At 69.6% G+C, this 24,918-nt stretch carries 24 protein-coding genes; 1 reads left to right on the top strand and 23 read right to left on the bottom strand.

Annotated elements, in window-relative coordinates; translation table 11 throughout:
• Nucleotides 1-3 precede the first annotated feature (3 nt).
• From ACFVQG_RS22780 to ACFVQG_RS22700, 17 genes are all read right to left on the bottom strand, one after another.
• Nucleotides 4-1,476, bottom strand: a complete 1,473-nt coding sequence (locus tag ACFVQG_RS22780; protein WP_383386311.1) for a cytochrome P450 — start codon at nucleotides 1,474-1,476, stop codon at nucleotides 4-6.
• 46 nt (nucleotides 1,477-1,522) lie between these two features.
• Entirely contained in the window at nucleotides 1,523-2,143 is a 621-nt protein-coding gene (locus tag ACFVQG_RS22775; protein WP_383386308.1) for an ATP/GTP-binding protein, read from the bottom strand.
• On the bottom strand, nucleotides 2,124-2,540 hold the full coding sequence (locus ACFVQG_RS22770; protein WP_383386305.1) for a DUF742 domain-containing protein: 417 nt from the start codon (nucleotides 2,538-2,540) through the stop codon (nucleotides 2,124-2,126). Before ACFVQG_RS22770 ends, ACFVQG_RS22775 begins: the two co-directional genes overlap by 20 nt.
• Nucleotides 2,537-2,923 carry a roadblock/LC7 domain-containing protein gene (locus tag ACFVQG_RS22765; protein ID WP_383386303.1) on the bottom strand — a complete coding sequence of 129 codons (387 nt, stop codon included), beginning with the start codon at nucleotides 2,921-2,923 and terminating at the stop codon, nucleotides 2,537-2,539. Before ACFVQG_RS22765 ends, ACFVQG_RS22770 begins: the two co-directional genes overlap by 4 nt.
• A gap of 17 nt (nucleotides 2,924-2,940) precedes the next feature.
• A complete protein-coding gene (locus ACFVQG_RS22760; protein WP_383386300.1) occupies nucleotides 2,941-4,560 on the bottom strand; it encodes an ATP-binding protein in 1,620 nt (539 codons plus the stop codon).
• Nucleotides 4,561-4,903: 343 nt separating this feature from the next.
• Entirely contained in the window at nucleotides 4,904-7,753 is a 2,850-nt protein-coding gene (locus ACFVQG_RS22755; RefSeq protein WP_383386297.1) for a DEAD/DEAH box helicase, read from the bottom strand.
• A gap of 40 nt (nucleotides 7,754-7,793) precedes the next feature.
• Nucleotides 7,794-8,684, bottom strand: coding sequence for a diacylglycerol kinase (locus ACFVQG_RS22750; protein ID WP_383386294.1), 891 nt, complete (start codon nucleotides 8,682-8,684; stop codon nucleotides 7,794-7,796).
• Nucleotides 8,685-8,715: 31 nt separating this feature from the next.
• Complete coding sequence (gene tatC, locus ACFVQG_RS22745) at nucleotides 8,716-9,666, bottom strand: twin-arginine translocase subunit TatC (protein ID WP_383386291.1); 951 nt, start codon at nucleotides 9,664-9,666, stop codon at nucleotides 8,716-8,718.
• A 47-nt stretch (nucleotides 9,667-9,713) separates the two neighbouring features.
• Nucleotides 9,714-10,001: a Sec-independent protein translocase subunit TatA gene (gene tatA, locus ACFVQG_RS22740; RefSeq protein WP_383386288.1), complete on the bottom strand. Its 288-nt coding sequence runs from the start codon at nucleotides 9,999-10,001 to the stop codon at nucleotides 9,714-9,716.
• A gap of 314 nt (nucleotides 10,002-10,315) precedes the next feature.
• The gene (locus ACFVQG_RS22735) at nucleotides 10,316-10,510 is read right to left on the bottom strand and encodes a hypothetical protein (protein WP_383386285.1); all 195 of its coding nucleotides are present in this window, start codon (nucleotides 10,508-10,510) and stop codon (nucleotides 10,316-10,318) included.
• Nucleotides 10,511-10,530: 20 nt separating this feature from the next.
• Nucleotides 10,531-10,824 carry a hypothetical protein gene (locus tag ACFVQG_RS22730; protein WP_383386283.1) on the bottom strand — a complete coding sequence of 98 codons (294 nt, stop codon included), beginning with the start codon at nucleotides 10,822-10,824 and terminating at the stop codon, nucleotides 10,531-10,533.
• Nucleotides 10,821-11,882, bottom strand: coding sequence for a helix-turn-helix transcriptional regulator (locus ACFVQG_RS22725; protein ID WP_383386280.1), 1,062 nt, complete (start codon nucleotides 11,880-11,882; stop codon nucleotides 10,821-10,823). The genes ACFVQG_RS22730 and ACFVQG_RS22725 overlap by 4 nt, the downstream gene beginning before the upstream one ends.
• 19 nt (nucleotides 11,883-11,901) lie before the next feature.
• Entirely contained in the window at nucleotides 11,902-12,855 is a 954-nt protein-coding gene (locus tag ACFVQG_RS22720) for a helix-turn-helix transcriptional regulator (RefSeq protein ID WP_383386277.1), read from the bottom strand.
• Nucleotides 12,856-13,009: 154 nt separating this feature from the next.
• A complete protein-coding gene (locus tag ACFVQG_RS22715; RefSeq protein ID WP_383386274.1) occupies nucleotides 13,010-13,381 on the bottom strand; it encodes an FKBP-type peptidyl-prolyl cis-trans isomerase in 372 nt (123 codons plus the stop codon).
• A 197-nt stretch (nucleotides 13,382-13,578) separates the two neighbouring features.
• On the bottom strand, nucleotides 13,579-14,580 hold the full coding sequence (locus ACFVQG_RS22710; RefSeq protein WP_383386271.1) for an FKBP-type peptidyl-prolyl cis-trans isomerase: 1,002 nt from the start codon (nucleotides 14,578-14,580) through the stop codon (nucleotides 13,579-13,581).
• 148 nt (nucleotides 14,581-14,728) lie between these two features.
• The gene (gene pafA / locus ACFVQG_RS22705; protein WP_119101884.1) at nucleotides 14,729-16,090 is read right to left on the bottom strand and encodes a Pup--protein ligase; all 1,362 of its coding nucleotides are present in this window, start codon (nucleotides 16,088-16,090) and stop codon (nucleotides 14,729-14,731) included.
• A gap of 9 nt (nucleotides 16,091-16,099) precedes the next feature.
• On the bottom strand, nucleotides 16,100-17,359 hold the full coding sequence (locus tag ACFVQG_RS22700; RefSeq protein WP_383386268.1) for an MFS transporter: 1,260 nt from the start codon (nucleotides 17,357-17,359) through the stop codon (nucleotides 16,100-16,102).
• 100 nt (nucleotides 17,360-17,459) lie between these two features.
• Between ACFVQG_RS22700 and ACFVQG_RS22695 the strand changes: the two genes are divergently transcribed.
• Nucleotides 17,460-18,473, top strand: coding sequence for a LacI family DNA-binding transcriptional regulator (locus tag ACFVQG_RS22695; RefSeq protein WP_383386265.1), 1,014 nt, complete (start codon nucleotides 17,460-17,462; stop codon nucleotides 18,471-18,473).
• 66 nt (nucleotides 18,474-18,539) lie between these two features.
• Here the strand turns inward: ACFVQG_RS22695 and prcA are convergent, their stop codons facing one another.
• From prcA to arc, 6 genes are all read right to left on the bottom strand, one after another.
• Nucleotides 18,540-19,298 (bottom strand): proteasome subunit alpha, encoded by a 759-nt coding sequence (gene prcA / locus ACFVQG_RS22690; protein WP_383386262.1) that lies wholly within the window; start codon nucleotides 19,296-19,298, stop codon nucleotides 18,540-18,542.
• A gap of 60 nt (nucleotides 19,299-19,358) precedes the next feature.
• Entirely contained in the window at nucleotides 19,359-20,204 is an 846-nt protein-coding gene (gene prcB, locus ACFVQG_RS22685; RefSeq protein ID WP_383386259.1) for a proteasome subunit beta, read from the bottom strand.
• Complete coding sequence (locus ACFVQG_RS22680; protein WP_383386256.1) at nucleotides 20,156-20,749, bottom strand: endonuclease VII domain-containing protein; 594 nt, start codon at nucleotides 20,747-20,749, stop codon at nucleotides 20,156-20,158. The genes prcB and ACFVQG_RS22680 overlap by 49 nt, the downstream gene beginning before the upstream one ends.
• 43 nt (nucleotides 20,750-20,792) lie before the next feature.
• Entirely contained in the window at nucleotides 20,793-21,011 is a 219-nt protein-coding gene (locus tag ACFVQG_RS22675) for a ubiquitin-like protein Pup (protein ID WP_210922261.1), read from the bottom strand.
• Nucleotides 21,012-21,199: 188 nt separating this feature from the next.
• Complete coding sequence (gene dop / locus ACFVQG_RS22670; protein ID WP_383386254.1) at nucleotides 21,200-22,711, bottom strand: depupylase/deamidase Dop; 1,512 nt, start codon at nucleotides 22,709-22,711, stop codon at nucleotides 21,200-21,202.
• 233 nt (nucleotides 22,712-22,944) lie between these two features.
• Nucleotides 22,945-24,711: a proteasome ATPase gene (gene arc, locus ACFVQG_RS22665; RefSeq protein ID WP_383386251.1), complete on the bottom strand. Its 1,767-nt coding sequence runs from the start codon at nucleotides 24,709-24,711 to the stop codon at nucleotides 22,945-22,947.
• Between the last annotated feature and the right edge of the window lie 207 nt (nucleotides 24,712-24,918).

The following is a 24,918-nucleotide window of genomic DNA, read 5'->3' as shown; positions in this document are numbered from 1 at the left end:
CGGTCAGTAGCCCCGCCACCACCGTACGATCCGCCGCCACCTTCCCGGCTCGCCCCCGGTCGGCGGTGCGGCGGCGGGCTCCAGGTCGTCCGTCAGCCGGATCCGGGCCTTGGTGGCCTTGGCGTCGCCGACGGTGAGCGACCAGGTGGAGCGCTGGTGCGCGTTCGCGTGGAGGGCGGGCTTCTGGAACTCGTTCTGCGGCTCACGCGGTTCGAAGTACACCGGAAGCTCCAGCAGATGCCGGGACGCGATGGACTCCGTCCACTCCAGCTCGTCCTCCGAGCAGACCAGCTCCACGTCCGGAAGCCGCAGCAGCAGCGCGTCCACCCCGACGTCGGCGATGGCGCGGCCGATGTCCTGGCCGGGGCACTCGTGCGGCCCGCCGCCGAAGGCGAGGTGCGAGCGGTTGCCCTGCATCCCGGCCCTGAGGTCGGGCCGTACCCGCGGGTCGACGTTGCCCGGGGCGGGCGCGAACAGCAGCCCGTCGCCGCGCCGGATGCGGTGCCCGCCCAGCTCGGTCTCCTGCTTGGCGAAGTAGGCGAAGACGGTGCTGAACGGCGGCTCGTCCCACAGCGACTGCTCGACCGCCTCCGGCACGGTCAGCTGACCGCCGTTGAGGCGGCTGCGGAACCGGGGGTCGGTGAGCACCATGCGCAGCACGTTGGCGAGGAGGTTGGCGGTGGCCTCGTAGGCGGCGATCAGCACCACCCGCAGATGCTCACGGACCTCCTCGTCGGTCAGCCCGGCCGGGTGGGTGATGAGGTGGCTGGCGAAGTCGTTCTGGGGCTTGGCCCGGCGCCGGGTGGCGAGCCGCCCCAGCGCGTCCACGATGTACTGGTTGCTGGCGATGGCGGTCTCGGTGCCCTTGAGCATGTCGCGGGCGGCGTGCACGATCTCGTCGCTGTACTCGTCGGCCATCCCGAGGACGTCGCACATCACCGCCATCGGCAGATGGTCGGTGAACTCACTGACGAGGTCGGCCTCACCTTCTTGGCAGAACCGGTTGACGAGCATCTGGCTGTAGCGGTTGACGGTCTGCCGCAGACCGCGGAAGTCGATGGTCGACAGGGCCCCGTTCACCGCGCCGCGCAGCCGCAGCAGTTCCTCGCCCTCGGCGTGCGAGCAGATCGGCTGCCAGGCGATGTGCGGCATGAGCGGGTGGTCCGGCTTGACCATGCCCTCCCGCAGCGGGGTCCAGATGCGGCTGTCACGGGTGAACTGCGTGGGCGAGCGCACCAGTTGGAGGTTCTCGGTGTAGCCGAGGACCACCCACATCGGCACGTCGTCGTGCAGCAGCACGGGAGCCACCGGCCCGTGCTCCTCGCGGAGTTGTTCGTAGAGGGCGCGCAGGTCCTCCGCCTCCGGGCCGTGGAGCCTGCGCACTCCGTTGGGGCTGAGGGCGTGCGCGGGACAGCCGGGCGGCGGACTGAGGAGGGGTTCGTCCGTACCGGTCGGGGTCGGGGATTCAGACGTCACGGCGAGTCGCTTTCGAAAACTCGGATACGGGGGCGGGCGTGCCGCGTCAGGTGAGCTGGCGCTTGGTGACCATGTGGTGCAGGAAGCGCATCAGGACCATCAGCGTGTCGCGGCTGGAGGCGCGGCGCCGCGCGTCGCACTCCACGATGGGGATGTCGGGGGCGAGATCGAGCGCGAGCCGGAGTTCGTCCAGGGGGTAACGGGGCGCGTCGGGGAAGGTGTTGATGGCCACCACGAAGGGCACACCGCCTTCCTCCAGCCGCCCCATGACGTCGTAGCTGACCTCCAGGCGCCGGGTGTCGACCAGCACGACCGCGCCGAGCGCGCCCTCGAACAGCCCGTTCCACAGGAACCAGAAGCGTTCCTGGCCGGGGGTGCCGAAGAGGTACAGCACCAGCTCGTCCGTGAGGCTGATGCGGCCGAAGTCCATCGCCACGGTGGTGGCCGTCTTGGAGGCGGAGCCGAAGTCGTCGTCGACGCCGATCCCGGCCTGCGTCATGGTCTCCTCGGTGGTCAGCGGTTTGATCTCGCTGACCGAGCCGACCATGGTGGTCTTGCCCACCCCGAAGCCACCCACGATCACGATCTTCACGGCGGCCTGCGCCGTGTGCGGCAGATGGTCCTCTGCGCGGGGGCCCGGGATGGTGTCAGAGCTTTTGAAGTCCATGCATCACCGCTTCGAGGATGGAACGGTCTGGTAGCGCCTGGCGGACGATGGGGGCGCGGGCCTGGACCAGCTCGGCCGCCAGCATCTCGGTCAGCAGGATGGCCACCACGGTGAAGGGCAGCGCCAGATAGGCCGAGATCTCGGCCACGGACAACGGGGCGGCGCACAGCCTGAGCACCGCCGCCTGTTCCGGGGTGGTGGAGGGCTTCGGCTCGGCGTGCGCCACGACTAAGGTGACGAGGTCGAGCGGCGCGCGTTCCCCGTCCCCCCCGATCACGTACAGGCGTTCCGGGTCGGGGCGCGCGCCCTCCTTGTCCTCGTCGGACTGGGGCGCCGGGGGTGGCGGCGGCGGCGGTTCCTGGTTGGGGAGGCGCCGCTGTCGTTTCGGAGGAGTCATACGACCTTCCCGTTCCGCCTCGGCGGACTGGTCAGATGCGGCCCGATCCGGGCGACGAGGTCCTGCATGCGGTTGCTCATCATCCCGGGCTCGGTACGGATGTCGGAGAGCACCGCCAGATAGGCGTTGGGGCCCGCCGCCATCAGGTAGAAGTAGCCGCCGTTGACCTCGATGAGGATCATGCGCATCTCCCCGTCGCTGCTGAGGATCTCGTCGGCGACGGCACCGGCGAGGCTCTGGAGTCCGGCGCAGGCGGCGGCGACCCGGTCGGCGGCGTCGGGGTCACCGCCCTCACGCGCGATGCGCAGCCCGTCGGCGGAGAGCACCACGATCATCTGGATGCCGGGCACGCTCTTGGACAGGTCCGTGAGCAACCAGTCCATGTTCCGTCGGTACGGCTTCACTGGGAATCCCTCTCGTCCTCGGCCACGGGGCTGGCCGCCTCCTCGGTCCTCTTGGCCTTGGGCTTGTACTCACCCGGAGGGTGCTTCAGCCCCTCGAAGAACTCTTCGACCCACATTCCGGGCGGGGGCCGGTCGTCCTTCGGCTCCGGCTCCGGTTCGGGCAGCGGTCGCCCTTCGCGTTCGGCCTGCTCGGCGGCCTCCCGCTCGGCCCGCTCGGCCGCCTCCTGGGCGGCGTAGGCCTGCATGCGCTGGACGTGGGGCGGGATCAGCACCCGGCTGCGGCGCTGCGGCAGACCGTTCGGCGTCCACTCGGTGATGATCGGGCCCTGCTCCTCCTCCTCGATGGCCGTGCGCGGCACGATCTTCGGGGCGGTGGGGCGGCGCTTCTTGGGCGTGCGGGCGGGGCCCGGCGGAATCTCCGGCGCGGAGATGGGCAGGGAGGTGGCGCCGATGCCGTGGGCGAGTCCGACACCGCGTTCGGTGGTGAGCATGGCGTGCGGCACGACGAGCACGGCACGGACACCGCCGTACGCGGAGGGGCGCAGCGAGATCTGCATGCTGTACGTCTTGCACAGGCGGCCGACGACGGCGAGACCGAGGCGCGGCGCCTTGTCGAGGTCCTGGATGTCCATGCCCTCCATGGCCAGTTCCAGCAGGCCCTCGACCCGGTTGCGGGCCTCCTCGTTGAAGTTGACCCCGGAGTCCTCGATCTCGATGGCGATGCCGGTCTGCACGTCCACCGCGTTGACGTGGACCTTGGACCCGGGCGGCGAGTAGCGGGTGGCGTTGTCGAACAGCTCGGCGCAGGCGTGGATGACGGGCTCGACGTAGATGCCCTTGACGCTGATCCGGCCGATGGTGTCGAGCTGGATCCGGCGGTACTCCAGGATCCGGGACATCGCGCCGCGCAGGGTGCTGTAGAGGGAGACGGGCAGCGGCCACTGCCGGCCGGGACGGCCGCCGCCGAGCACGCCGACGGTGTCGGCGAGACGGCCGATCAGCGAGGTGCCGTGGTCGATGCGGAGCAGGTCGTCGAAGACCCCGGGGTTGGTGCCGTGGTCCTCCTCCATCTCCCGCAGTTCCTTGGCCTGCTGGTGGACGATCGCCTGGATGCGGCGGGCGACGTCGACGAAGGAGCGGGCCAGGGAGTCCCGGATGGCCTGCTCGGTGTGGACGGTGAACATGACCTGCTCGAGCAGGTCTCCCAGCGGTGCGGGGAGGAATTCCAGGCGGTCGTCGACCTTGGCCAGCTCGCGGAGCGCGTGATGGGGGTTGACGCCACCGGCCATCCGGTCGAAGGCGGCGGGCGCGATCTCGTCGGCGAAGCAGTCCACCACCTCCTTCTCGGCGGCGAGGCGGCGCTCCAGATACGCGGCGTACTCGATGTGCTCGGCCTCCACGACCCGCACCACGCGGCCACGGCGCACGGCCACGGCGGAGACCGCGAGCAGCAGCACCACCGCCACGGCACCGCAGACGCCGACCACGATCCGCGCCGACGACGCCACCAGGGCGACGGCGGCTCCGGTCGCCGCCGCCATCAGTATGGCCGGCACCAACAGCACGCGTGCTTCGGGCAGTTCACGCCGTGGGAGAGGGGGTTCAACATGCACCATGTGTGCCTCTAAGACAAATCGTCTGGGGGATGGTTCCTGAACAGCCTGAACCTTCAGGACTCATGGGGAACAAACGCCCGAATACACCTCAACTCGGTGCGCTGCGGGCGAGCTTAGTCCGACCGGATCATCGCCGTGTCATATTCCGCATCCGCCTGAAACACCCCCGGCGACTGCAGTACCCTCGGCCCCATTTGCACGCACGGACACCACGGGAACACACACCGTAGTGGCGTACAGGCATACGAAAACGACTCACCGCGACGAGTGAAGACGCCGGTGGGGGTGCCCGTCCCCCTGGGAACGTGACACCCCCACCCGAGCACCGGTGCGGCGCGCCGCCTCAGCCCACCGACGAGTACGCGACGACCCCGCGCAGCAGCCCGTCGACGGCCTTGCGGGCGTTCTTCACCACGCTCGACCCGGACGGCGCCGCCGCCTGGATCTGCCCCAGCACATCGATGACCTGCTTGCACCACCGCACGAAGTCACCGGCGGGCATCTCGACCTCCCGCAGCACCTCGTCCAGGCCCTTGCCGCTGGCCCACATGTACGCGGCCCAGGCGAACCCGAGATCCGGCTCGCGCTGCCCGACCCCCTCGGTCTGCGTGATCCGGAACTCCTCCTCCAGGGCGTCAAGACGCCCCCAGATCCGCACCATCTCCCCCAGCGCGGCCTTCGCCTTCCCGGACGGCAGCTTGGGCGCCATCGCGTCGTCCGAGACCCGCGCCTCGTAGACCAACGCCGAGACGCACGCCGCCAGTTCGGCGGGCTCGAGCCCCTCCCAGACGCCCTCGCGCAGGCATTCGCTCGCCAGCAGGTCCAGCTCGCCGTAGAGCCGGGCGAGCCGCTTGCCGTCCTCGGTCACCTGGTTGTCGCGGAGGTAGTCCATCTCGGTCAGCAGCGCCACGATCCGGTCGAAGGTGCGCGCGATGGTGTTGGTGCGCCCCTCGATCCGCCGCTCCAGCTGCGAGGTGTCCCGCAGCAGCCGGTGGTAGCGCTCGGCCCAGCGGGCGTGGTCCTCACGGTCGTTGCAGCCGTGGCAGGGGTGCGCCCGCAGCGCCGCCCGCAGCCGGGCGATCTCCCGGTCGTCCGCCGCCTGCGACCGCTTCTTGCGGTGCCGGTCCGCCGGGATGTGCCCGGCCTTGGTGCGCAGCGCGGAGGCCAGGTCCCGACGGGACTGCGGCGAACGCGGGTTGAACGACTTCGGGATCCGCATCCGCTCCAGCGCCTCCACTGGCACCGGGAAGTCGATCGACGCCAGCCGCTTGACCTGCCGCTCGGCGGTCAGCACCAGCGGTCTGGGCCCGTCGTGCTGCTCGAACCCCCGGTGTCCGTTGGACCGCCCGGCGGGCAGCCCCGGGTCCAGTACCAGCGCGAGACCCGCGTACTTCCCGGTCGGCACATGGATGACGTCGCCCGGCTTCAGCCGCTCCAGCGCCACCGCGGCCTCGGCACGCCGCTGCGCCGCGCCCTGCCGGGCCAGCTCGGTCTCGCGGTCCTTCAGCTCCCGCCGCAGCCGCGCGTACTCCTCGAAGTCCCCGAGGTGGCAGGTCATGGAGGCCTTGTAGCCCTCGAGACCCTCCTCGTTGCGCTGCACCTGCCGGGAGATCCCGACCACCGACCGGTCCGCCTGGAACTGCGCGAAGGAGGTCTCCAGCAGTTCCCGCGACCGGTGCCGCCCGAACTGCTCGACCAGGTTCACCGCCATGTTGTACGACGGCTTGAAGCTGGACCGCAGCGGATACGTCCGCGTGCCCGCGAGCCCCGCTAGGTGCTCGGGGCTCATCCCCCGCTGCCACAGCACCACCGCATGGCCCTCGACATCGATGCCGCGCCGCCCGGCCCGCCCGGTGAGCTGGGTGTACTCGCCCGGGGTGATGTCGGCGTGCTGCTCGCCGTTCCACTTGACGAGCTTCTCCAGGACCACCGACCGCGCGGGCATGTTGATGCCCAGGGCGAGGGTCTCGGTGGCGAAGACGGCCTTCACCAGCCCGCGCACGAACAGCTCCTCCACGACCTCCTTGAAGGTCGGCAGCATGCCCGCGTGGTGGGCGGCGATACCGCGCTCCAGGCCCTCCAGCCACTCGTAGTACCCGAGGACGTGCAGGTCCTCGGCCGGGATGGAGGCGGTCCGCTCCTCGACCAGGGAGCGCACCCGCTCCCGCGCCTCGTCGTCGTTCAGCCGCAGCCCCGCGTACAGGCACTGCTGGACGGCGGCCTCGCAGGCGGCCCGGCTGAAGATGAAGGTGATCGCGGGCAACAGGCCCTCGGCGTCCAGCCGCTCGATGACCTCGGGTCTGCTCGGCGTCCAGATCCGGGACCGCTGGCGCCGCTCCCGCTCCCGGTCGGCCTCGCGCATCGCGCGCCCGCGCCGACGGTCCTGGTACGACGGCCGGGTGGCCTCCATCCGCGCCATGCGCGTGAGGTCGGGGTTGACCGCCTTGCGGTGGCCCTCGCCCTCCTCGAACAGGTCGTACATCCGCCGCCCGGCGAGGACGTGCTGGAACAGCGGCACCGGCCGGTGCTCGGAGACGATCACCTCGGTGTGGCCGCGGACGGTGTCGAGCCAGTCGCCGAACTCCTCGGCGTTGGACACGGTCGCCGACAGGGACACCAGCGTCACGGACTCGGGCAGATGGATGATCACCTCTTCCCACACCGCGCCACGGAACCGGTCGGAGAGGTAGTGCACCTCGTCCATGACCACGTACCCCAGACCGAGGAGGGTCTGGGAGCCCGCGTACAGCATGTTCCGCAGCACCTCGGTGGTCATCACGACCACCGGGGCATCGGAGTTGACGCTGTTGTCGCCGGTGAGCAGGCCGACCTTGTCGGCGCCGTAGCGGCGGCACAGGTCGGCGTACTTCTGGTTGGACAGCGCCTTGATGGGGGTGGTGTAGAAGCACTTGCGGCCCTGTTGCAGGGCGAGGTGGACGGCGAACTCGCCGACGATCGTCTTGCCGGAGCCGGTGGGGGCGGCGACCAGCACGCCCTTGCCCGCCTCGAGGGCCTCGCAGGCCTCGATCTGGAACGGGTCGAGGCCGAAGTCGTACATCTCGCGGAAGGACGCGAGCGCGGTGGCCTGCTCGACAGCCCGCTTGCGGGCTGCCGCGTACCGCTCGGCCGGTGAGAGATCCTCTGTCATCGTACTTTCGAGCGTACCGGGCCCCACCGACAACAGGACGATCATTATCCGGATCAGCTGCCGTGAATCCGGTGATACGCCCAGTTCAGGGGCCCACGACCCGGACCGCCCCGGGCACGCAGCGCGCGCTCAGCGGCAGCGGCCCGAGCCGTTCCCCGTCGGCGTACCCGGTGATCCCCGCCGCGGCCAGTTCCACCCGCGCGGCCCGGTACACGCTCACCTTGGGATGGCGCACGTGCCCGCCCCGGTACACCGACGGGAACACCCTCAGCAGCGTGGCCCGGCCGCAGTCCCCGACCACCGTGACGTCGAACAGCCCGTCGGTGGGGTCCGCACCGGGACAGATCCGCATCCCGCCCCCGTACGACGCCCCGTTGCCGACCGCCACCAGCGTCGCCTCGATCTCCCGCGTCGCACCGCCGTCCAGGGTGATCCGGTACGGGAACGGCCGGAACGCGGCCAGTTCGGCCAGCATGGCGAGGTCGTACTTGAGCCGCCCGGCGGGCCAGCGCATCCGGTTGCCGCGGTCGTTGACGCGGGAGTCGAAGCCGGAGGCGAGGACGGTGCCGAACCAGCGGTCGCCGGCCCGGCCGAGGTCGATGTCACGCAGCCGGGCCCCCTTCAGGGCGTCGGCCGCGGTCCGGCCCGCGGCGGCCGGGTCGCGCAGCGGCAGTCCCAGGGTGCGCGCGAAGTCGTTGCCGGTGCCCACGGCGACGACCCCGAGCGGGGTGCGGGTCCCGGCGACGGCCTGGAGCGCCAGGTTCACCATCCCGTCGCCGCCTACGGCGATCAGCGCGCCGGTGCCGTCCGCGACGGCGGCACGCGCGCGCGTGAGGGCGTCCCCGGCGCTCTCCCCGACGATCGTGCGCACCTGGAATCCGGCGTCCCGGAACGCCGAAGCGGCCGGCCGCGCCGCGTGGGCGCCCCGGCCGCGTCCCGCGGTGGGATTGACGACGATGGTGATCTCGCTGCTCACGGCAGTGACCCTATGAGCCGCGCGCCGTTCCTCAGGTCACGTCGTCATAACCGTTGACCCGGTCCTTGCTCGCCTGCTCGGGCAGCACCGCCGAGCTGGCGACCGTCTCGACCTCGCCGATGTCCTCGGGGGTGAGGTCCAGGTCGGAGGCCTCGTCGTCGGCGGGGCCGAGGGCCTCGCGGCGCCGCCTGCGGCGGTCGTTGAGCAGCGAGATGGCCACGGCGGCGAAGTACAGGATCCAGATCGGCCCGGCGAGCGCCATCATCGTCAGCGGGTCGGTGCTGGGCGTGGCGATGGCCGCGAAGACGGTGATGCCCATGATCATGCCGCGCCACCAGCCGAGCATGCGCTTGCCGGAGATGGCGCCGCTGAAGTTGAGCATCACCAGCAGCAGCGGCAGTTCGAAGGAGAGACCGAAGACGATGACCATGCGCGTGACCAGGTCGAGCAGATCGTCCAGCGGCAGCAGGTTGTCGACGCCGAACGGCGTGAACTCGATCAGCACCTTCGCGGTGGTGGGCAGCACCATGTAGGCGAAGAAGGCGCCGCCGAGAAAGAGCGGGAAGCCGGTCGCGACGAACGCGTACGCGTACTTCCTCTCGTGCCGGTGCAGACCGGGCGCGACGAACGCCCACAGCTGGTACAGCCAGACCGGCGCGGCCAGCACCACACCGGCCATCAGGGAGACCTTGAGCGCGAGGGTGAACGGCGTGAGGAGACCGTTGATGGTGATCTGCGCGCAGGGCTCGCTGGAGTCCGCCGACCGTGCCAGTTCCTCGAACGACTTCGAGCAGCCGACCGATTCGAGGATCGGTTCGGTGAAGAAGTTGATGATCTCGTTGTAGAAGAAGGCGGCGACGACGGTCACCAGCACGATCGCCAGCAGCGCCTTCGCGAGCCGGTTGCGTAGCTCACGCAGGTGCTCCGCGAGGGGCATCCGCCCCTCGGGATCCTTCTCCTTGTTGCGGGCAGGCTTCAGCAACCCACGTTCCCATCTCGTGCGGCGGGCCGGAGGTCACCGGCCCTGCGTCAGCGCTTGGTCGTGTCCGTCGGCTCGCTGACCGGGCGCGAGCTGGTCACGTCACCGGGCGCGGCCTGGATGATGCGCTGAGCGGGGGGAGCCTGCTGGTCGTCCGGCTGCGGCGGGTCGGCCGGCGCGGAGGACTTGTCCTCCTTCATCGCCTTGGCCTCGCTCTTGAGGATGCGCGCGGACTTGCCGAGCGAGCGGGCCATGTCCGGAAGCTTCTTCGCGCCGAACAGCAGGATGATGACGACGAGGATGAGAATGATCTCGGGGGCTCCGAGCCTTCCGAACATAAGTCTTTACCTTCTCACCGAGGCGGCTTGGGTGGGTGCTGTCCGATCGGTCGGACAACTGTCCGACCCACCGTGCTTGTCAGCGATCGTAACGCTCAGGGGTGAACGTGAGGCAATCCCTGTGCGTACTCCCGGCCGCGACCCGGGCCTCGTTTACCGGGCCGCGATCAGCAGCGTACCTGCCGTATGGGCCAAGTTGACAGGGTGAATCGACTCCGAGCGCCCGGCGTGCACGGACTCACAGGGCCGCTCAAGCCCTCTCACAGCGCGCCCCTAGCGGACCTGGACAGTCCTTCTACAACGCGACAGTCCTTCTACAGCGCGTCCGCCGACCGCGCCGCGCTCTCCGCCGCCCGCTCCAGCTCCTCCGCGGCCCGGTTCACCCGCCGCGCCGAATCCGCGACCTGCTTCCCCAGCCGCTCGGCCTCCAGAAACACCCGGACCGCGAGCACCCCGAGAACCAACAGCCCCGAAAACCCCAGCGCCACCGCGAACATCGCCCAGAACATGAGGGCGAGCCTAGAGGGTCCTACACGGTCGAGTGCAGCCGCAGGGTGCTGACACCGCCGCCGGTGAGCAGTTCCACGATGCGCTCACCGGCGGGCTTGCGGACCTGGGTGCCGCAGTCGGGGCAGGTGAAGGAGTAGAAGGTGGTACGGCTGCTGGCGCCGATGGCGAGCCGCAGCGCGCTCGCGGCCAGCTCGAAGCGGCCCCGGCAGTCCGGGCAGCCCGCCTTGAACACCACGGGCGCCACGCTCCGCATCCCGGCGAACGCGGCGGCCACCGACATGCCCCGCGCACCGGACGTCGCCGACTCGCTCACAGTCCTCGCTCCTGCCTGTCGTACCGGCCGTCGTGCGGCTCACGCACCCCGCCCGGCGGCGTCTCCTCGTCCGCGTCGACGCCGTCGTACGCCGCCAGCGCCTCCCGGGCCGCCCGGCGGGCGCTGTCGGCCAGCTCGTGCGGGGCGACGATGCGGCCGTCCCGCCCGAGCCGCAGCGCCAGCCTTCGCAGCGACGTCGGATCGGGCGTGCGCAAAGTGATACGGAGCCCGCCGTCGGGAAGCTCATCGGCGCTGTCGTGCGGGTAGTACTCCGCGACCCAGCGACCGCCCGGACCGACCTCGACGACGACCTCAGGGTCCTCCGCCGCGGGCTGCACCAGCGCTTCGGAGAGGTCCCGCAGCTCCACCTCCGGCGGCGCGGACGGTTCGTCGAGGACCTTGATCTCGGCGACCCGGTCCAGCCGGAAGGTACGGCGCGCCTCGGAGCGGTAGCACCAGCCCTCCACATAGGTGTGGCCGACGCTGACCAGCCGGATCGGGTCGATCTCCCGCTCGGTGACCTCGTCGCGGGCCGGGGAGTAGTAGCGGATCCACAGCCTGCGCCGCTCGGAGATCGCCCGGTCGACGTCCGCGAAGACGCCGCCCTCCGACTCGAAGGTCACCGAGAGCCGGGAACTGGCCCCGGCCGTCTCCCCCGCCGCGGCCTCCACCTTGGCGGTGGCCCGCAGCAACGCCTGCCGGTCGCCCTCGCGCAGCCCCGGCAGGGTCGCCACCGCGCGGGCCGCCACCAGCAGCGCGGTCGCCTCGTCGGCGGCCAGCCGCAGCGGCTCGGCGGCCTCCGCGCCGAGCGCGGCCGGGTTGTGCCACCAGATCCGCTCACCGTCGGTGTCGATGTCGAGCAGATCACCGCCACGGAAGCTCGTCCCGCACAGCGGCAGCACATCCAGGTCCGAGATCAGCTCGTCCTCGGTGATGCCGAAGGCACGGGCGACGTCCTCGACGCGCGCGCCGGGCCGCTCCCGCAGATAGGTCACCAGGGAGAGCATCCGCCGGGTCTGGTCGATGGCGTTCACGGGCCTGACCGGTTTGCCAGCCACTGTCTTTCTCCGCTCCCCCTCAGCCCTTGGCCACGGCACGCAGCCGGTCCACCACATCGGCCCGCAGCTCGGCGGGCTCCAGGACCACCACATCGGGCCCGAACTCCACCAGCCAGGCGTCCAGCCCGTGCCCGTACGGAATCTCCAACTCGTCCCAGCCGTCGCCCAGTTCCCGCGCCGAGGTGGCCTTCGCCCGCAACGGGTAACCCGAGCCGGAACGCAGCCGGATCCGGGCCGTCCGGTCGGCGATCTCCCCCGCCCAGCTCGCGACCGTCTCCCGCACGGTGACGACATCGGGGACCGGGGCGCTGTAGCGGCCGCTGCGGGTGCGCACCCGGCCGGTGATCCGCGACAGCCTGAAGACCCGCTCGGCGCCCCGGTCGCGGTCCCAGCCCGCCAGATACCAGTGACCCCGCCAGCACTCCAGCGCCCACGGCTCCACATGCCGCGGCTCGGGACGGGCGGCGGAGGCCTTGCGGTAGTCGAAGGCGACGGGACGGCGGTCGCGGCAGGCCAGCATCAGCGGCTCGAACGCCGCCTCGTGCACGGGGATGCGCGGCTCCAGCGCCCCATGCGCCTCGTACGGGTCGACGTCCTCGGGCAGCCCGGCCGCGCGCAGCTTCTGCAGCGCCCCGCTGGCCGCGCCCGCGAGCCGGGCCTGCTGCCACACCTTGGCGGCCAGTCCCAGGGCGGCGGCCTCCTCCGCGTCCAGGGTGATGGGCGGCAGCCGGTTGCTGTCGCGGCGCGCGAGATAGCCGACCTCGCCGTCGAGGCTCTCCACGGTCTCGATGACCAGCCCCAGCTCGCGCAGATCGTCCTTGTCCCGCTCGAACATCCGGTTGAAGGAGTCGTCGGAACCCGCTTCCAGGTAGGCCTCGATGGACTCGCGCAGCTCCCGCTTGGACAGCGGCCGCCGGGTCCCGAGCAGACACAGCGCCAGATTCATCAGCCGCTCGGCCTTGGCAATGGCCATCGACGCCCTTCGCCTTCCCTAAGGTGCTTCCGACCGATGACCGTACCGCTCCGCGGTGCCGTGACAAAAGCCGAGGGCCCATGCCCGGACAGGCATGGACCCCACATGATCGGCTCCGGTCAGACCGGTATGCGGGTCGGACCGATCACGACGATCAGACGGCGACCAGGTCACAGACGAAGATCAGCGTCTCACCGGGGCCGATACGGCCGCCCGCGCCGCGGTCCCCGTACGCCAGGTGCGGCGGAATGACCAGCTGACGGCGACCGCCGACCTTCATCCCCTGCACACCCTGGTCCCAGCCCGCGATGACCTGGCCGATGCCCAGCTGGAACTTCAGCGGCGTACCGCGGTTCCAGGACGCGTCGAACTCCTCGCCGGTGGAGAACGCGACGCCCACATAGTGGACGGAGACGGTGTCGCCCGCCTTGGCCTCCGGTCCGTCGCCCTCCCAGATGTCCTTGATCTCGAGGTCCGCCGGGGGCTCGCCGCCCGGGAAGTCGATCTCGGGCTTCTCGATGCTCACGTCTCTAGCTCCTGCATGTATGCGAACAAGGCAACGCGCCCAGTCTTTCATCCCCGCCCACCAGCGGCCCGGCAGGGCGGCGGCACGGTCGGCAGGACACCGACGGACCGGTCCCGCGGGCCGTCGGACGGGCGGGCCAGGGGGCGGTCAGACGGGCGCGGGCCAGAGGGCCGTCAGACGGGCGGGCCAGGGGGCCGTCACATCTTGGCGAGGATGTCCACCGAGAACACCAGCGTGGAGTCCTTCTGGATACCGCTGCCGCTCGGCGGCTCGTCGCCGTACCCCAGAGCCGGGGGAATCACGATCAGCACCCGGCTGCCGACCTTCTTGCCGGTCAGGCCCTGCGCCCAGCCCTTGACGACCTGCTGGAGGGAGAACGACGTCAGCGCCTTGCGGCCGTAGGTGGAGTCGAACTCCTTGCCGTCCTCCCACAGCACGCCCTTGTACTGCACCAGCACGCTGTCCTCCGCGCCGACCTCGGCGCCGTCGCCCTCGATGACGTAGTTCGCCACCAGCTTCGTCGGCGCGTCGGTGTCGGGGATCTCGATCGAGGGCGCCTTGCCGTCGGTGTTGGTGCCGACCTTGGGCACGTCGACATTGTCCTGGGCGACGTCGGTGCCCTCCGCCGAACTCTTCGCGTTGAACGTCCCCTGGAGGTCCACCACGAACACCAGCGTGTCGGTGCCCTTGATGCCCGCGTTCGCGTTGCCGCTCTCGCCGTACCCCCACGTCGGCGGCACCGAGAACTGGACACGGCTGCCGGTCTTCTTCCCGGTCAGGGCATAGCGCCAGCCGTCGATGATGCTGCCCTGAGCCAGCTGGATCACCAGCGGCGTCTTGCGGTCGTAGGAGTTGTCGAAGACCTTCGCGGTGTCCCAGACCTGACCCAGGTAGTTCGCCTGGACGTAGTCACCCTCCGCGACCGTACGCCCGCCACCCGCGATGAGCGTCTTCACCGCGAGCTGGTCCGACGGCTCCCCCGAGCCCTTGGCCACCGTCGGCTTCTCGTCGAACTTCGTACCCGCCGTCACCGCCGGCAGCGGACCGTCGACGATCTTCGGGGTGGGGGCCGCGGAGGTCGCCCCGTCCGTCGGCGACGCGCTGTCGCTGGCCTTGCCGGAGTCAGAACCCTCGTCACCGCAGGCGGCGAGCGTCGCGAATCCGGCGGGTACGGCGATGAGAAGTGAGCGTCGGCGCACGGTGGGGGCCTCGTAATCGGTCGATCTTGGTTGATGGCGTGCGCGCAACTCTACGGCGTGAGAAGGGCGCCGTACGTGAAACGTACGGCGCCCGTGTTGCGTTCCGGGATTCCTTTCGAAACCCGAACCGCCCCTTACCTGCCGGCCCTCACATCCCGGCGATCAGCTTCTCCACCCGGTCGTCCACCGAACGGAACGGGTCCTTGCACAACACCGTGCGCTGTGCCTGGTCGTTCAGCTTCAGGTGCACCCAGTCCACGGTGAAGTCCCGGCGCTGCTCCTGCGCCCGCCGGATGAAGTCACCGCGCAACCGGGCCCGAGTGGTCTGCGGCGGCACCGACTTGCCCTCGAAGATCTTCAAGTCGTTGCAGATCCGGGCAGCTTGCCCCTTCTTCTCCAGCAGGTAGTACAGACCACGACGACGATGGATGTCGTGGTAGGCGAGGTCTATCTGCGCGACCCGCGGATGCGACATGGTCATGTTGTGCTTGGCGCGGTAGCGCTCCAGCAGCTTGTACTTCATCACCCAGTCGATCTCGGTGCCGATCCGGTCGAGATCCTCCGTCTCGATCGCGTCCAGCGTGCGGCCCCACAGCTCCAGCACCTGCTCCACCGTGCCGGTGCGGATTCCGCGCCGCTCGCAGAAGTCCACCGCCTTCTCGTAGTACTCCCGCTGCACCTCCAGCGCCGAGGCCTCCCGGCCACTCGCCAGACGCACCTTGCGGCGGCCGGTGATGTCATGACTGACCTCACGGATCGCCCGGATCGGGTTCTCCAGCGTCAGGTCCCGCATCACCGTGCCCGCCTCGATCATGCGCAGCACCAGATCGGTCGCACCGACCTTGAGCAGCATGGTCGTCTCGGACATGTTGGAGTCGCCGACGATCACATGCAGACGGCGGTAACGCTCCGCGTCCGCGTGCGGCTCGTCGCGCGTGTTGATGATGGGCCGGGAACGCGTCGTCGCCGAGGAGACGCCCTCCCAGATGTGCTCGGCCCGCTGACTGACGCAGTACACCGCGCCACGCGGGGTCTGCAGCACCTTCCCGGCGCCGCACAGCAGCTGCCGGGTGACGAGAAACGGGATGAGGATGTCCGCGAGCCGGGAGAACTCCCCGTGCCGGGCCACCAGATAGTTCTCGTGGCAGCCGTAGGAGTTGCCCGCCGAGTCGGTGTTGTTCTTGAAGAGGTAGACGTCGCCCGCGATTCCCTCCTCGTGCAGGCGTCGTTCGGCGTCCACCAGGAGTCCCTCGAGAATGCGCTCGCCAGCCTTGTCGTGGGTGACCAGTTCGGTCACGTTGTCACATTCGGGTGTCGCGTATTCCGGATGCGAGCCCACGTCGAGATAGAGGCGGGCGCCGTTCCGCAGAAAGACATTGCTGCTGCGGCCCCATGACACGACACGGCGGAAGAGGTACCGCGCCACCTCGTCAGGCGACAGACGGCGCTGTCCCCTGAACGTGCACGTGACGCCGTACTCGTTCTCCAGCCCGAAAATGCGGCGGTCCATGACTGAACATTACGCCCGATCCCCTGAACTGAAACGGGGTTCGGCGGCACGATTTGGATCATTTTCCGATGAAGCCGCAACGACCGCTGTCCTGGCGGGAGCTGCGAGGACCCCCTGAGCCGCCAGCAGAACCAGCAGGGACACCGCCCCCGCCACACCGGGAACCACGAAGCCCCACAGCGCCCCGCCCCACTCCACGACCGGCCCCGTCAGCCCCGTCCCCACCGACGCGCCCACCGTGAACGTCGTCACCAGCCACGAGAACGCCTCGGTGACCGTGCCCCGCGGCGCATGCCGGTCGACGAGGACGAACGCACACGCGATCGCGGGCGCCAGGAACACCCCCGCCAGCGCCGACAACGCCGTCATCGCCACCGGACCCGGCAGCAGCGTCAGCGGCACGTAACACACCGCCAGGAGAGCGACCAGCACCCGCAGTCGCCGCTCCGGCGCACCCGTCCACCGCCGCGCCCCGTAGACCGAACCACCGAGCAGCGCGCCCAGCCCCAGCCCCGCCATCAGCCAGCCGTACACCACATCACCCCCGTGATCGTCGGCATACGACACCGCGGCCACCGTGATCGAGCCCAGCGCCACCCCGACGAACAGGAACGCGCCCAGCAGCACCAGCAGCCCGCGCGAGCGCAGCGCCCCCAGCCAGTGCGCCTCACGCGGATCCGACCGCCACGCGCGCGAAGGCGGCGACACCACCACCGACAGCGCGCCCACCACCCCGACGACGTTCAGCGCGATCAGCGCCGCCTGCGCCGACCACAGCGACACGCACAGCGTCACCAGCAGCGGGCCGACCGTGAACATCACCTCCTGCGCCACCGCGTCCATCGCGTACGCCGTGTGCACCTGGTCCTCCTTACGGAGGACACTCGGCCACAGCGCCCGCAGACCGCCCTCCAGAGGCGGCGTGAACAGCCCCGCGGCGGCCACCGCGGCATACGACAGGGCCAGCTCACCCGTGCCGGTGAACGTGAAGGCCACCGTCGCCAGCGCGGACAGCAGCGCGGCGGGCAACTGCACGCGCGGCTGCCCGTACAGATCCACCAGGCGCCCGAGGAGCGGCTGCCCGACCGCGTTGGCGACGCCGTACACCGCCGCCAGCGCCCCGGCCAGGCTGTACGTGCCGCCCTCCGCGCGGATGAACAGCACGATCGCGATCGCGGCGGTGGCGTTGGGCAGTCGGCCGACGAGGGTGCCGACCAGCAGCCGGGTGGCGTGCTTCGCCCGGAGGATCTCCAGGTATCCCGTGGCCATGACCCGCCCTTCTCGAGGTTCGCCTACGTTTTACGTATAACGTCGTTCGTCATACGTACCATGTGCCCAGTTCCAGAGTCCAGAGGAGAGCAGGCCCACGGTGGTACGAGGCAGCACCCGACCCACCAGCCGGGACGTCGCCCAGGCCGCCGGCGTCTCCCAGGCCGCCGTCTCCCTCGTCCTCGGCGACAAATGGCGCGGCCGGGTCTCCGAACCCACCGCCCAACGCGTCCGCCAGGCCGCCCACGACCTCGGCTACCGGCCCAACCTCGCCGCCCGCAACCTCCGCCTCGGCCACACCCGCACCGTCCTCCTCGTGGTCCCCGCCCTCACCACCGAGTTCTTCGCCGGGGTCTACACCGGCGCCGCCCGCGTCGCCGCCGCCCACGGCTTCGGCGTCGTCCTCTACCCCTCCCCCGAAGGCATCGGCCCCGCCAAGGACCCCTTCCACTCCGCCCAGGCCGCCCTCGACGGCGTCATCGCCTCCTCCATGGCCGCCGACGCCCTCACCGCCATCCGCGGCGACCAGCTCCCCCTCGTCATGCTCGACAGCGACCCCGACGGCAGCCTCGGCGCCGCCACCGTCAACCTCGACATCGCCGACGGCGTCCACCAGGTCGCCGACCACCTCCTCGGCCTCGGACACCGCGACTTCCTGCACCTCGCCGCCGACGTACCCTCCTGGACCTTCGACGTCCGCGCCCGCGAACTCGCCGCCCGCCTCAGCGCCGTCCCCGGCACCACCCTGCGCACCACCCGCGCGCCCATCTCCATCGACGGCGCCCGCACCGCCGCCGAAACCGCCCTCACCTCGGGCACCCGGCCCACCGCGATCGTCTGCGACGACGACAAACTCGCCGCCGGCGCCTACAAGGCCCTGCGCCGCCTCGGACTGCGCGTCCCCGACGACATCTCCGTCACCGGCCTCGACGACCTCGCCCTCGCCACCGCCATCGACCCCGAGCTGACCACCGTCCGCCTCGACGCCGAACTCTTCGGCGAACGCGGCATGCGGGCCCTGCTCGCCGTCCTGGAGGGCCGAGAGCCCGACGGTGGGGACATCCCCGTCGAACTGGTGGTACGGGGCTCCACGGCACCGCCACGCGCCCGCTGAACGGCATGTGCCCCGGTCGCACGAGCGGCGACCGGGGCACACAGAGCGAGAGGGCGGGAAAGCGGGCTACTCCTCTTCGGGCGTCTCCCCCGAGTCGCCCGACTCGGCGGACTCCGCCGCCGCGGTGTCATCCGCCAGCAGCCGCGACAGCTGACCCGCGGTGATCCGCCTGAACTTGCGCTTCTGCGGACGCGTACGGTCCAGCACCGCCACCTCAAGACGCTCGGCGGGAATCTCCCGCTGCGTGCCATTGGTGTCCCGGGACAACGCCTGCACGGCCAGCTTCAACGCCTCGGCCAACGTCATGCCGTCCTGATGGCGCTGGTCCAGATAGCCACTGATCTGCTCGGCATTACCGCCCACCGCGACCGAGCCGTGCTCGTCCACGATCGAACCGTCATGCGGCAGCCGGTAGATCTGGTCACCGTCCGGCGTCTCCCCCACCTCGGCGACGACCAGCTCCACCTCGTACGGCTTCTCGGCCGCCGAGGAGAAGATCGTGCCCAGCGTCTGGGCGTACACGTTCGCCAGGCCACGGGCCGTGACATCGTCCCGGTCATAGGTGTAGCCGCGCAGATCGGCATACCGCACGCCGCCGATCCGCAGGTTCTCGTACTCGTTGTACTTACCGGCGGCCGCGAAACCGATCCGGTCATAGATCTCGCTGAACTTGTGCAGCGCACGGGACGGGTTCTCGCCGACGAACACGATGCCGTCGGCGTACTGCAGCACGACCAGGCTGCGGCCCCGGGCGATGCCCTTGCGGGCGTACTCCGCCCGGTCGGCCATGGCCTGCTGAGGTGAGACATAGAACGGCGTCGACACCGGTTATCCGTCCCTTTCTGTCGAAGTCACTGGATCACCTTCACAAGAACCGGCCGCCGCCTACAGCAGCGCGGCCCGCGGGCCGTCCGGCTGCTCCAGCCTCCGCTCCAGCACCGAGCGGGCGATCTCCGACGACTCCTGCTCGGTCAGCCTGCGGAAGCCGTCCTCGGTGATCACGGTGACGATCGGGTAGATCCGGCGGGCGACATCGGGACCACCGGTCGCCGAGTCGTCGTCAGCCGCGTCATACAGGGCCTGCACCACGAGCGTCGTGGCGTCGCCCTCGGTCAGGTCCGCACGGAACAACTTCTTCATGGCGCCGCGCGCGAAGATCGAGCCGGAGCCGGTGGCGGCGAAGTTGTGCTCCTCCGAACGCCCACCGGTGACGTCGTACGAGAAGATCCGCCCCTTGCCCCGGTCCACGTCGAACCCCGCGAACAGCGGCACCACGGCCAGGCCCTGCATGGCCATGCCCAGGTTGGACCTGATCATCGTCGACAGCCGGTTCGCCTTGCCCTCCAGCGACAGCTGGGCGCCCTCGACCTTCTCGAAGTGCTCCAGCTCCAGCTGGAAGAGCTTGACCATCTCCACGGCGAGACCGGCGGTGCCCGCGATACCGACGGCGCTGTACTCGTCGGCCGGGAACACCTTCTCGATGTCGCGCTGGGCGATGACATTACCCATCGTGGCGCGCCGGTCACCTGCCAGCACGACCCCGCCCGGGAACGTCACCGCCACGATCGTCGTCCCGTGCGGCGCCTCGATCACACCCTGAGTGGGCGGCAGTTGGCGCTTGCCCGGGAGCAGCTCCGGCTGGTGCTCGGACAGGAAGTCCATGAAGGAGGAGGACCCTGGCGTCAGGAAGGCAGCTGGTAGACGCCCGGTGCTACGAGTGTTGGCTTCCACGCGATTCCTTCCAAGTAAGCGGCGGCCCGACGGACGGCGTCGGGATCGTCTCCCAACTTGCCGATGGCCGAATTGCAGTTGAAGCACAGTACGCCACGGACCCTACCCGTCTTGTGGCAGTGATCCACATGGACGGCGGGCGCCTTCAGGCAGATCACGCACAGGCCCATCTGGGAGGCGACCATCTGGTCGCGCTCGGCTTCGGTGAGGCCGTACTGCCGCTTCAAGTGATCCGCGCGACCTTTGGCCGCGCGACAGGTCTTGCAACTCATGGAGAGGCCATCGGAGGCAGTGGCATTCCGGTGCCACTCGCTGTGCGGCTTGATCTCCCCACAACTGCGACAGTACTTGTACCCCTCGGGTGTCTCCACCCGCGGCCGAACGTTCTTCCCCTTGGCAATCTGCCGGGCCTGGTGGTAGCCAGCCCAGCACTCACGGCAGTAGGCCTGTAGCCCGTCACGAGCCGCCCTGTTGCTGGCGAACGCTGCCCGCGGCTTGTACTCCTTGCACCGCGAGCAGCGCTTCGCGTCCTCGGTCTCGGACAACCCCACCCCTGTCGCTAACCTTCGATCCGAAGGGAAAAGCGCCCTACTGCCCACCCTTCTGAACGAATGAGCGCACGAAGTCCTCGGCATTCTCCTCGAGGACATCATCGATCTCATCGAGGACGGAGTCCACGTCATCGCTCAGCTTCTCGTGGCGCTCCTTGAGGTCCTCCGACCCCTGTGCCTCGGTCGACTGCTCCTCGACCTCCTCGGTGGAGCGCGTCGCCTTCTGCTGTCCGCCGCCGGTGTCCTTGGTCGCCATAACCCTCACCCCGCTCGGTTCGCCCGACATGGTCGGCAGGACGGCTTTCCTGCCGTTCGGTCTTGATCAGACCCTACAAGGCCGGTCTGACAATGGCCCTGCCGTTACTACAACGTACGAGGGCCACCTCGATGATTCCCGGCCGGGGCGGTTTCCACCCCGGCCGGGCGTCTGGTCCGTGTACCCGTTCAGTTGCCGGACAGCACCCTGACCAGGTCCTCCGCGGTGCGGCAGCGGTCCAGTAGCTCCTTGACGTGATTACGCGTTCCGCGAAGCGGTTCGAGGGTTGGGACCCGCTGGAGCGAGTCCCGTCCCGGGAGGTCGAAGATGACGGAGTCCCAGGAGGCCGCCGCGACGTCGTCGGCGTACTGCTCCAGGCAGCGCCCGCGGAAGTAGGCGCGGGTGTCCTCCGGCGGCTTGACCTTGGCCCGCTCGACCTCGGCGTCGTCCAGCAGCCGCTTCATCCGGCCACGGGCCGCCAGGCGGTTGTAGAGGCCCTTCTCGGGGCGTACGTCGGCGTACTGGAGGTCGACCAGGTGGAGCCGGGCGGCGTCCCAGTCGAGGTCGTCGCGTCGGCGGTAGCCCTCCATGAGTTCCCTCTTGGCCACCCAGTCCAGTTCGCCCGCCAGGCTCATGGGGTCGCGTTCGAGCCGGTTGAGGGTGTCCTCCCAGCGGCCCAGGACGTCCTTGGTCTGGTCGTCGGCGTCGGCTCCGAAGCGTTCCTCGACGTACTTGCGGGACAGTTCGTAGTACTCCATCTGGAGTTGTACGGCGGTGAGGGTGCGCCCGCTACGGAGGGTGACCAGGCGCCTCAGCGACGGGTCGTGGGAGACCTGGTGGAGGGTGCGGACGGGCTGGTCCACGGCCAGGTCGACGGCGATGAAGCCGTCTTCGATCATGGAGAGGACGAGGGCCGTGGTGCCCAGTTTGAGGTAGGTGGAGATCTCCGAGAGGTTGGCGTCGCCGATGATCACGTGCAGGCGGCGGTATTTCTCGGCGTCCGCGTGGGGCTCGTCGCGGGTGTTGATGATGGGGCGCTTGAGGGTGGTCTCCAGGCCGACCTCGACCTCGAAGTAGTCGGCGCGCTGGCTGAGCTGGAAGCCGTGTTCGTGGCCGTCCTGGCCGATGCCGACGCGGCCGGCGCCGGTGAAGACCTGGCGGGAGACGAAGAAGGGCGTGAGGTGGCGCACGATGTCCGAGAAGGGGGTTTCCCGCTTCATCAGGTAGTTCTCGTGTGTGCCGTAGGAGGCGCCCTTGTTGTCGGTGTTGTTCTTGTAGAGGTGGATGGGCTGGGCGCCGGGGAGCGCGGCGGCGCGTTCGGCGGCTTCGGCCATGATGCGTTCGCCGGCCTTGTCCCAGAGGACGGCGTCGCGGGGGTTGGTCACCTCGGGGGCGCTGTATTCGGGGTGTGCGTGGTCGACGTAGAGCCGGGCTCCGTTGGTGAGGATGACGTTGGCCAGGCCGATGTCCTCGTCGGTGAGCTGGCTGGCGTCGGCGGCCTCGCGGGCGAGGTCGAAGCCTCGCGCGTCACGCAGGGGGTTCTCCTCCTCGAAGTCCCAGCGGGCCCGGCGGGCCCGGTGCATCGCCGCCGCGTAGGCGTTGACGATCTGGGATGAGGTGAGCATGGCATTGGCGTTGGGGTGGCCGGGGACGGAGATCCCGTACTCCGTCTCGATGCCCATTACTCGCCGTACGGTCATGCGGCCCTCCTTGCCCGGCGGCGCCCTCGGTCGTGGGCGTCACTCCAGTACCGCTGGCGCTCGGTTGCGTGTGCGGTGCCCGTCCCCGCACTGCGCGACTCGGCGGTACGAAAGAGCCTAGAACGCCTCTGCGCCGGTGGGGAGATCATTTGCGTCATTGCCTTGCTCCAGCCTGCCCGGAAAAGCAGTCGGCTGCGGGTACCCGGAGAGGGGACCCGCAGCCGCCCTGGCTTTTACAGGTACTGTCCGGTGTTCGCCACCGTGTCGATGGAGCGTCCCGTATCCGCGCCCTGCTTTCCGGTGATGAGGGTGCGGATGTAGACGATCCGTTCGCCCTTCTTTCCGGAGATGCGGGCCCAGTCGTCGGGGTTGGTGGTGTTCGGCAGGTCCTCGTTCTCCTTGAACTCGTCCACGCATGCCTGGAGGAGGTGGGAGACGCGAAGGCCCTTCTGATTCTTTTCGAGGAAGTCCTTGATCGCCATTTTCTTGGCGCGGCCCACGATGTTCTCGATCATGGCGCCGGAGTTGAAGTCCTTGAAGTAGAGGACTTCCTTGTCACCATTGGCGTAGGTCACCTCGAGGAAGCGGTTCTCCTCCGATTCGGCGTACATGTGTTCCACCGCGGTCTGGATCATGCTCTGGACGGTGGTGGCCTTGGAGCCGCCGTGTTCGCCCAGGTCGTCCGAGTGCAGCGGGAGGCGCTCGGTGAGGTACTTGCCGAAGATGTCCTTGGCGGCCTCGGCGTCGGGACGCTCGATCTTGATCTTGACGTCCAGTCGGCCGGGGCGCAGGATCGCCGGGTCGATCATGTCCTCGCGGTTGGAGGCGCCGATCACGACCACGTTCTGGAGGCCTTCCACGCCGTCGATCTCGGCGAGGAGCTGCGGGACGATGGTGTTCTCCACGTCCGAGCTGACGCCGGAGCCGCGGGTGCGGAAGAGGGATTCCATCTCGTCGAAGAAGACGATGACGGGGGTGCCCTCGCTGGCCTTCTCGCGGGCCCGCTGGAAGACGAGGCGGATCTGCCGCTCGGTCTCGCCGACGTACTTGTTGAGCAGCTCGGGGCCCTTGATGTTGAGGAAGAAGCTCTTGCCGGCGGCCTGGCCGGTGACCTCGGCGACCTTCTTGGCCAGCGAGTTGGCGACGGCCTTGGCGATGAGCGTCTTGCCGCATCCGGGGGGTCCGTAGAGCAGGACGCCCTTGGGGGGGCGCAGTTCGTGCTCGCGGAACAGGTCGGGGTAGAGGTACGGAAGCTCGACCGCGTCGCGGATGGCCTCGATCTGGTTGCCGAGGCCGCCGATCTGCTCGTAGCCGATGTCCGGGACCTCTTCGAGGACGAGTTCTTCGACCTCGCTCTTGGGGACGACCTCGTAGACGTAGCCGGAACGGGGTTCGAGCAGCAGGGCGTCGCCGGGGCGGATGGTGACGTCGAGCAGGGGCTCGGCGAGGCGTACCACCCGTTCCTCGTCGGTGTGCCCGAGCACCAGGGCGCGTTCGCCGTCCTCGAGGATTTCCTTGAGGGTGACGATGTCGCCGACGCGCTCGAACTCCATGGCCTCGACCACGTTGAGCGCTTCGTTGAGCATGACTTCCTGGCCGCGCCGCAGTTCTTCGAGGTCGACGCTCGGGCTGACGTTCACCCGCAGCTTGCGGCCGCCGGTGAAGATGTCGGCGGTGCCGTCCTCGTTCGCCGTGAGGAAGACACCGAATCCGGCGGGCGGCTGGGCGAGCCGGTCGACCTCTTCCTTGAGGGCCACGATCTGGTCGCGGGCCTCACGGAGCGTGTTGGCAAGTCGCTCGTTCTGGGCGGACACGCCGGCCAGGTTCGTCTGAAGCTCGACGATCCGCTCTTCGAGAATCCTCGTGTGCCGCGGAGAGTCGGCGAGCTTGCGTCGCAGGACGGCGATCTCCTGCTCAAGGTAGGCGATCTGCCCGGCCGGGTCTTCGGACCCTCGTCCCGGGCGGATGCCGCGGTTCATGTCGTCGTCGTGGGCTGCCACGGTCCTCACCTCCTCCAAGGGGAGCTGGACGCTTCCAGACCCTACCTGGGTGGGTGTCGATTGAAACCCCTAGATCACAAAGACTGTCGGGGTGTGTCCGATCTTCACCCTTGCGCTCTCCCTCACGCCAGGGGAATACCCAGCGAACACGATTGGAAAGCTGCCACGGGTAGGGTCGAAGGGTTCAACACCCGTCAGAGCTGGCCG

This window comes from Streptomyces sp. NPDC057877 (genome assembly GCF_042796855.1).
Taxonomy (GTDB): Bacteria; Actinomycetota; Actinomycetes; order Streptomycetales; family Streptomycetaceae; genus Streptomyces.
This window is presented reverse-complemented; position numbering and strand designations above follow the sequence as displayed.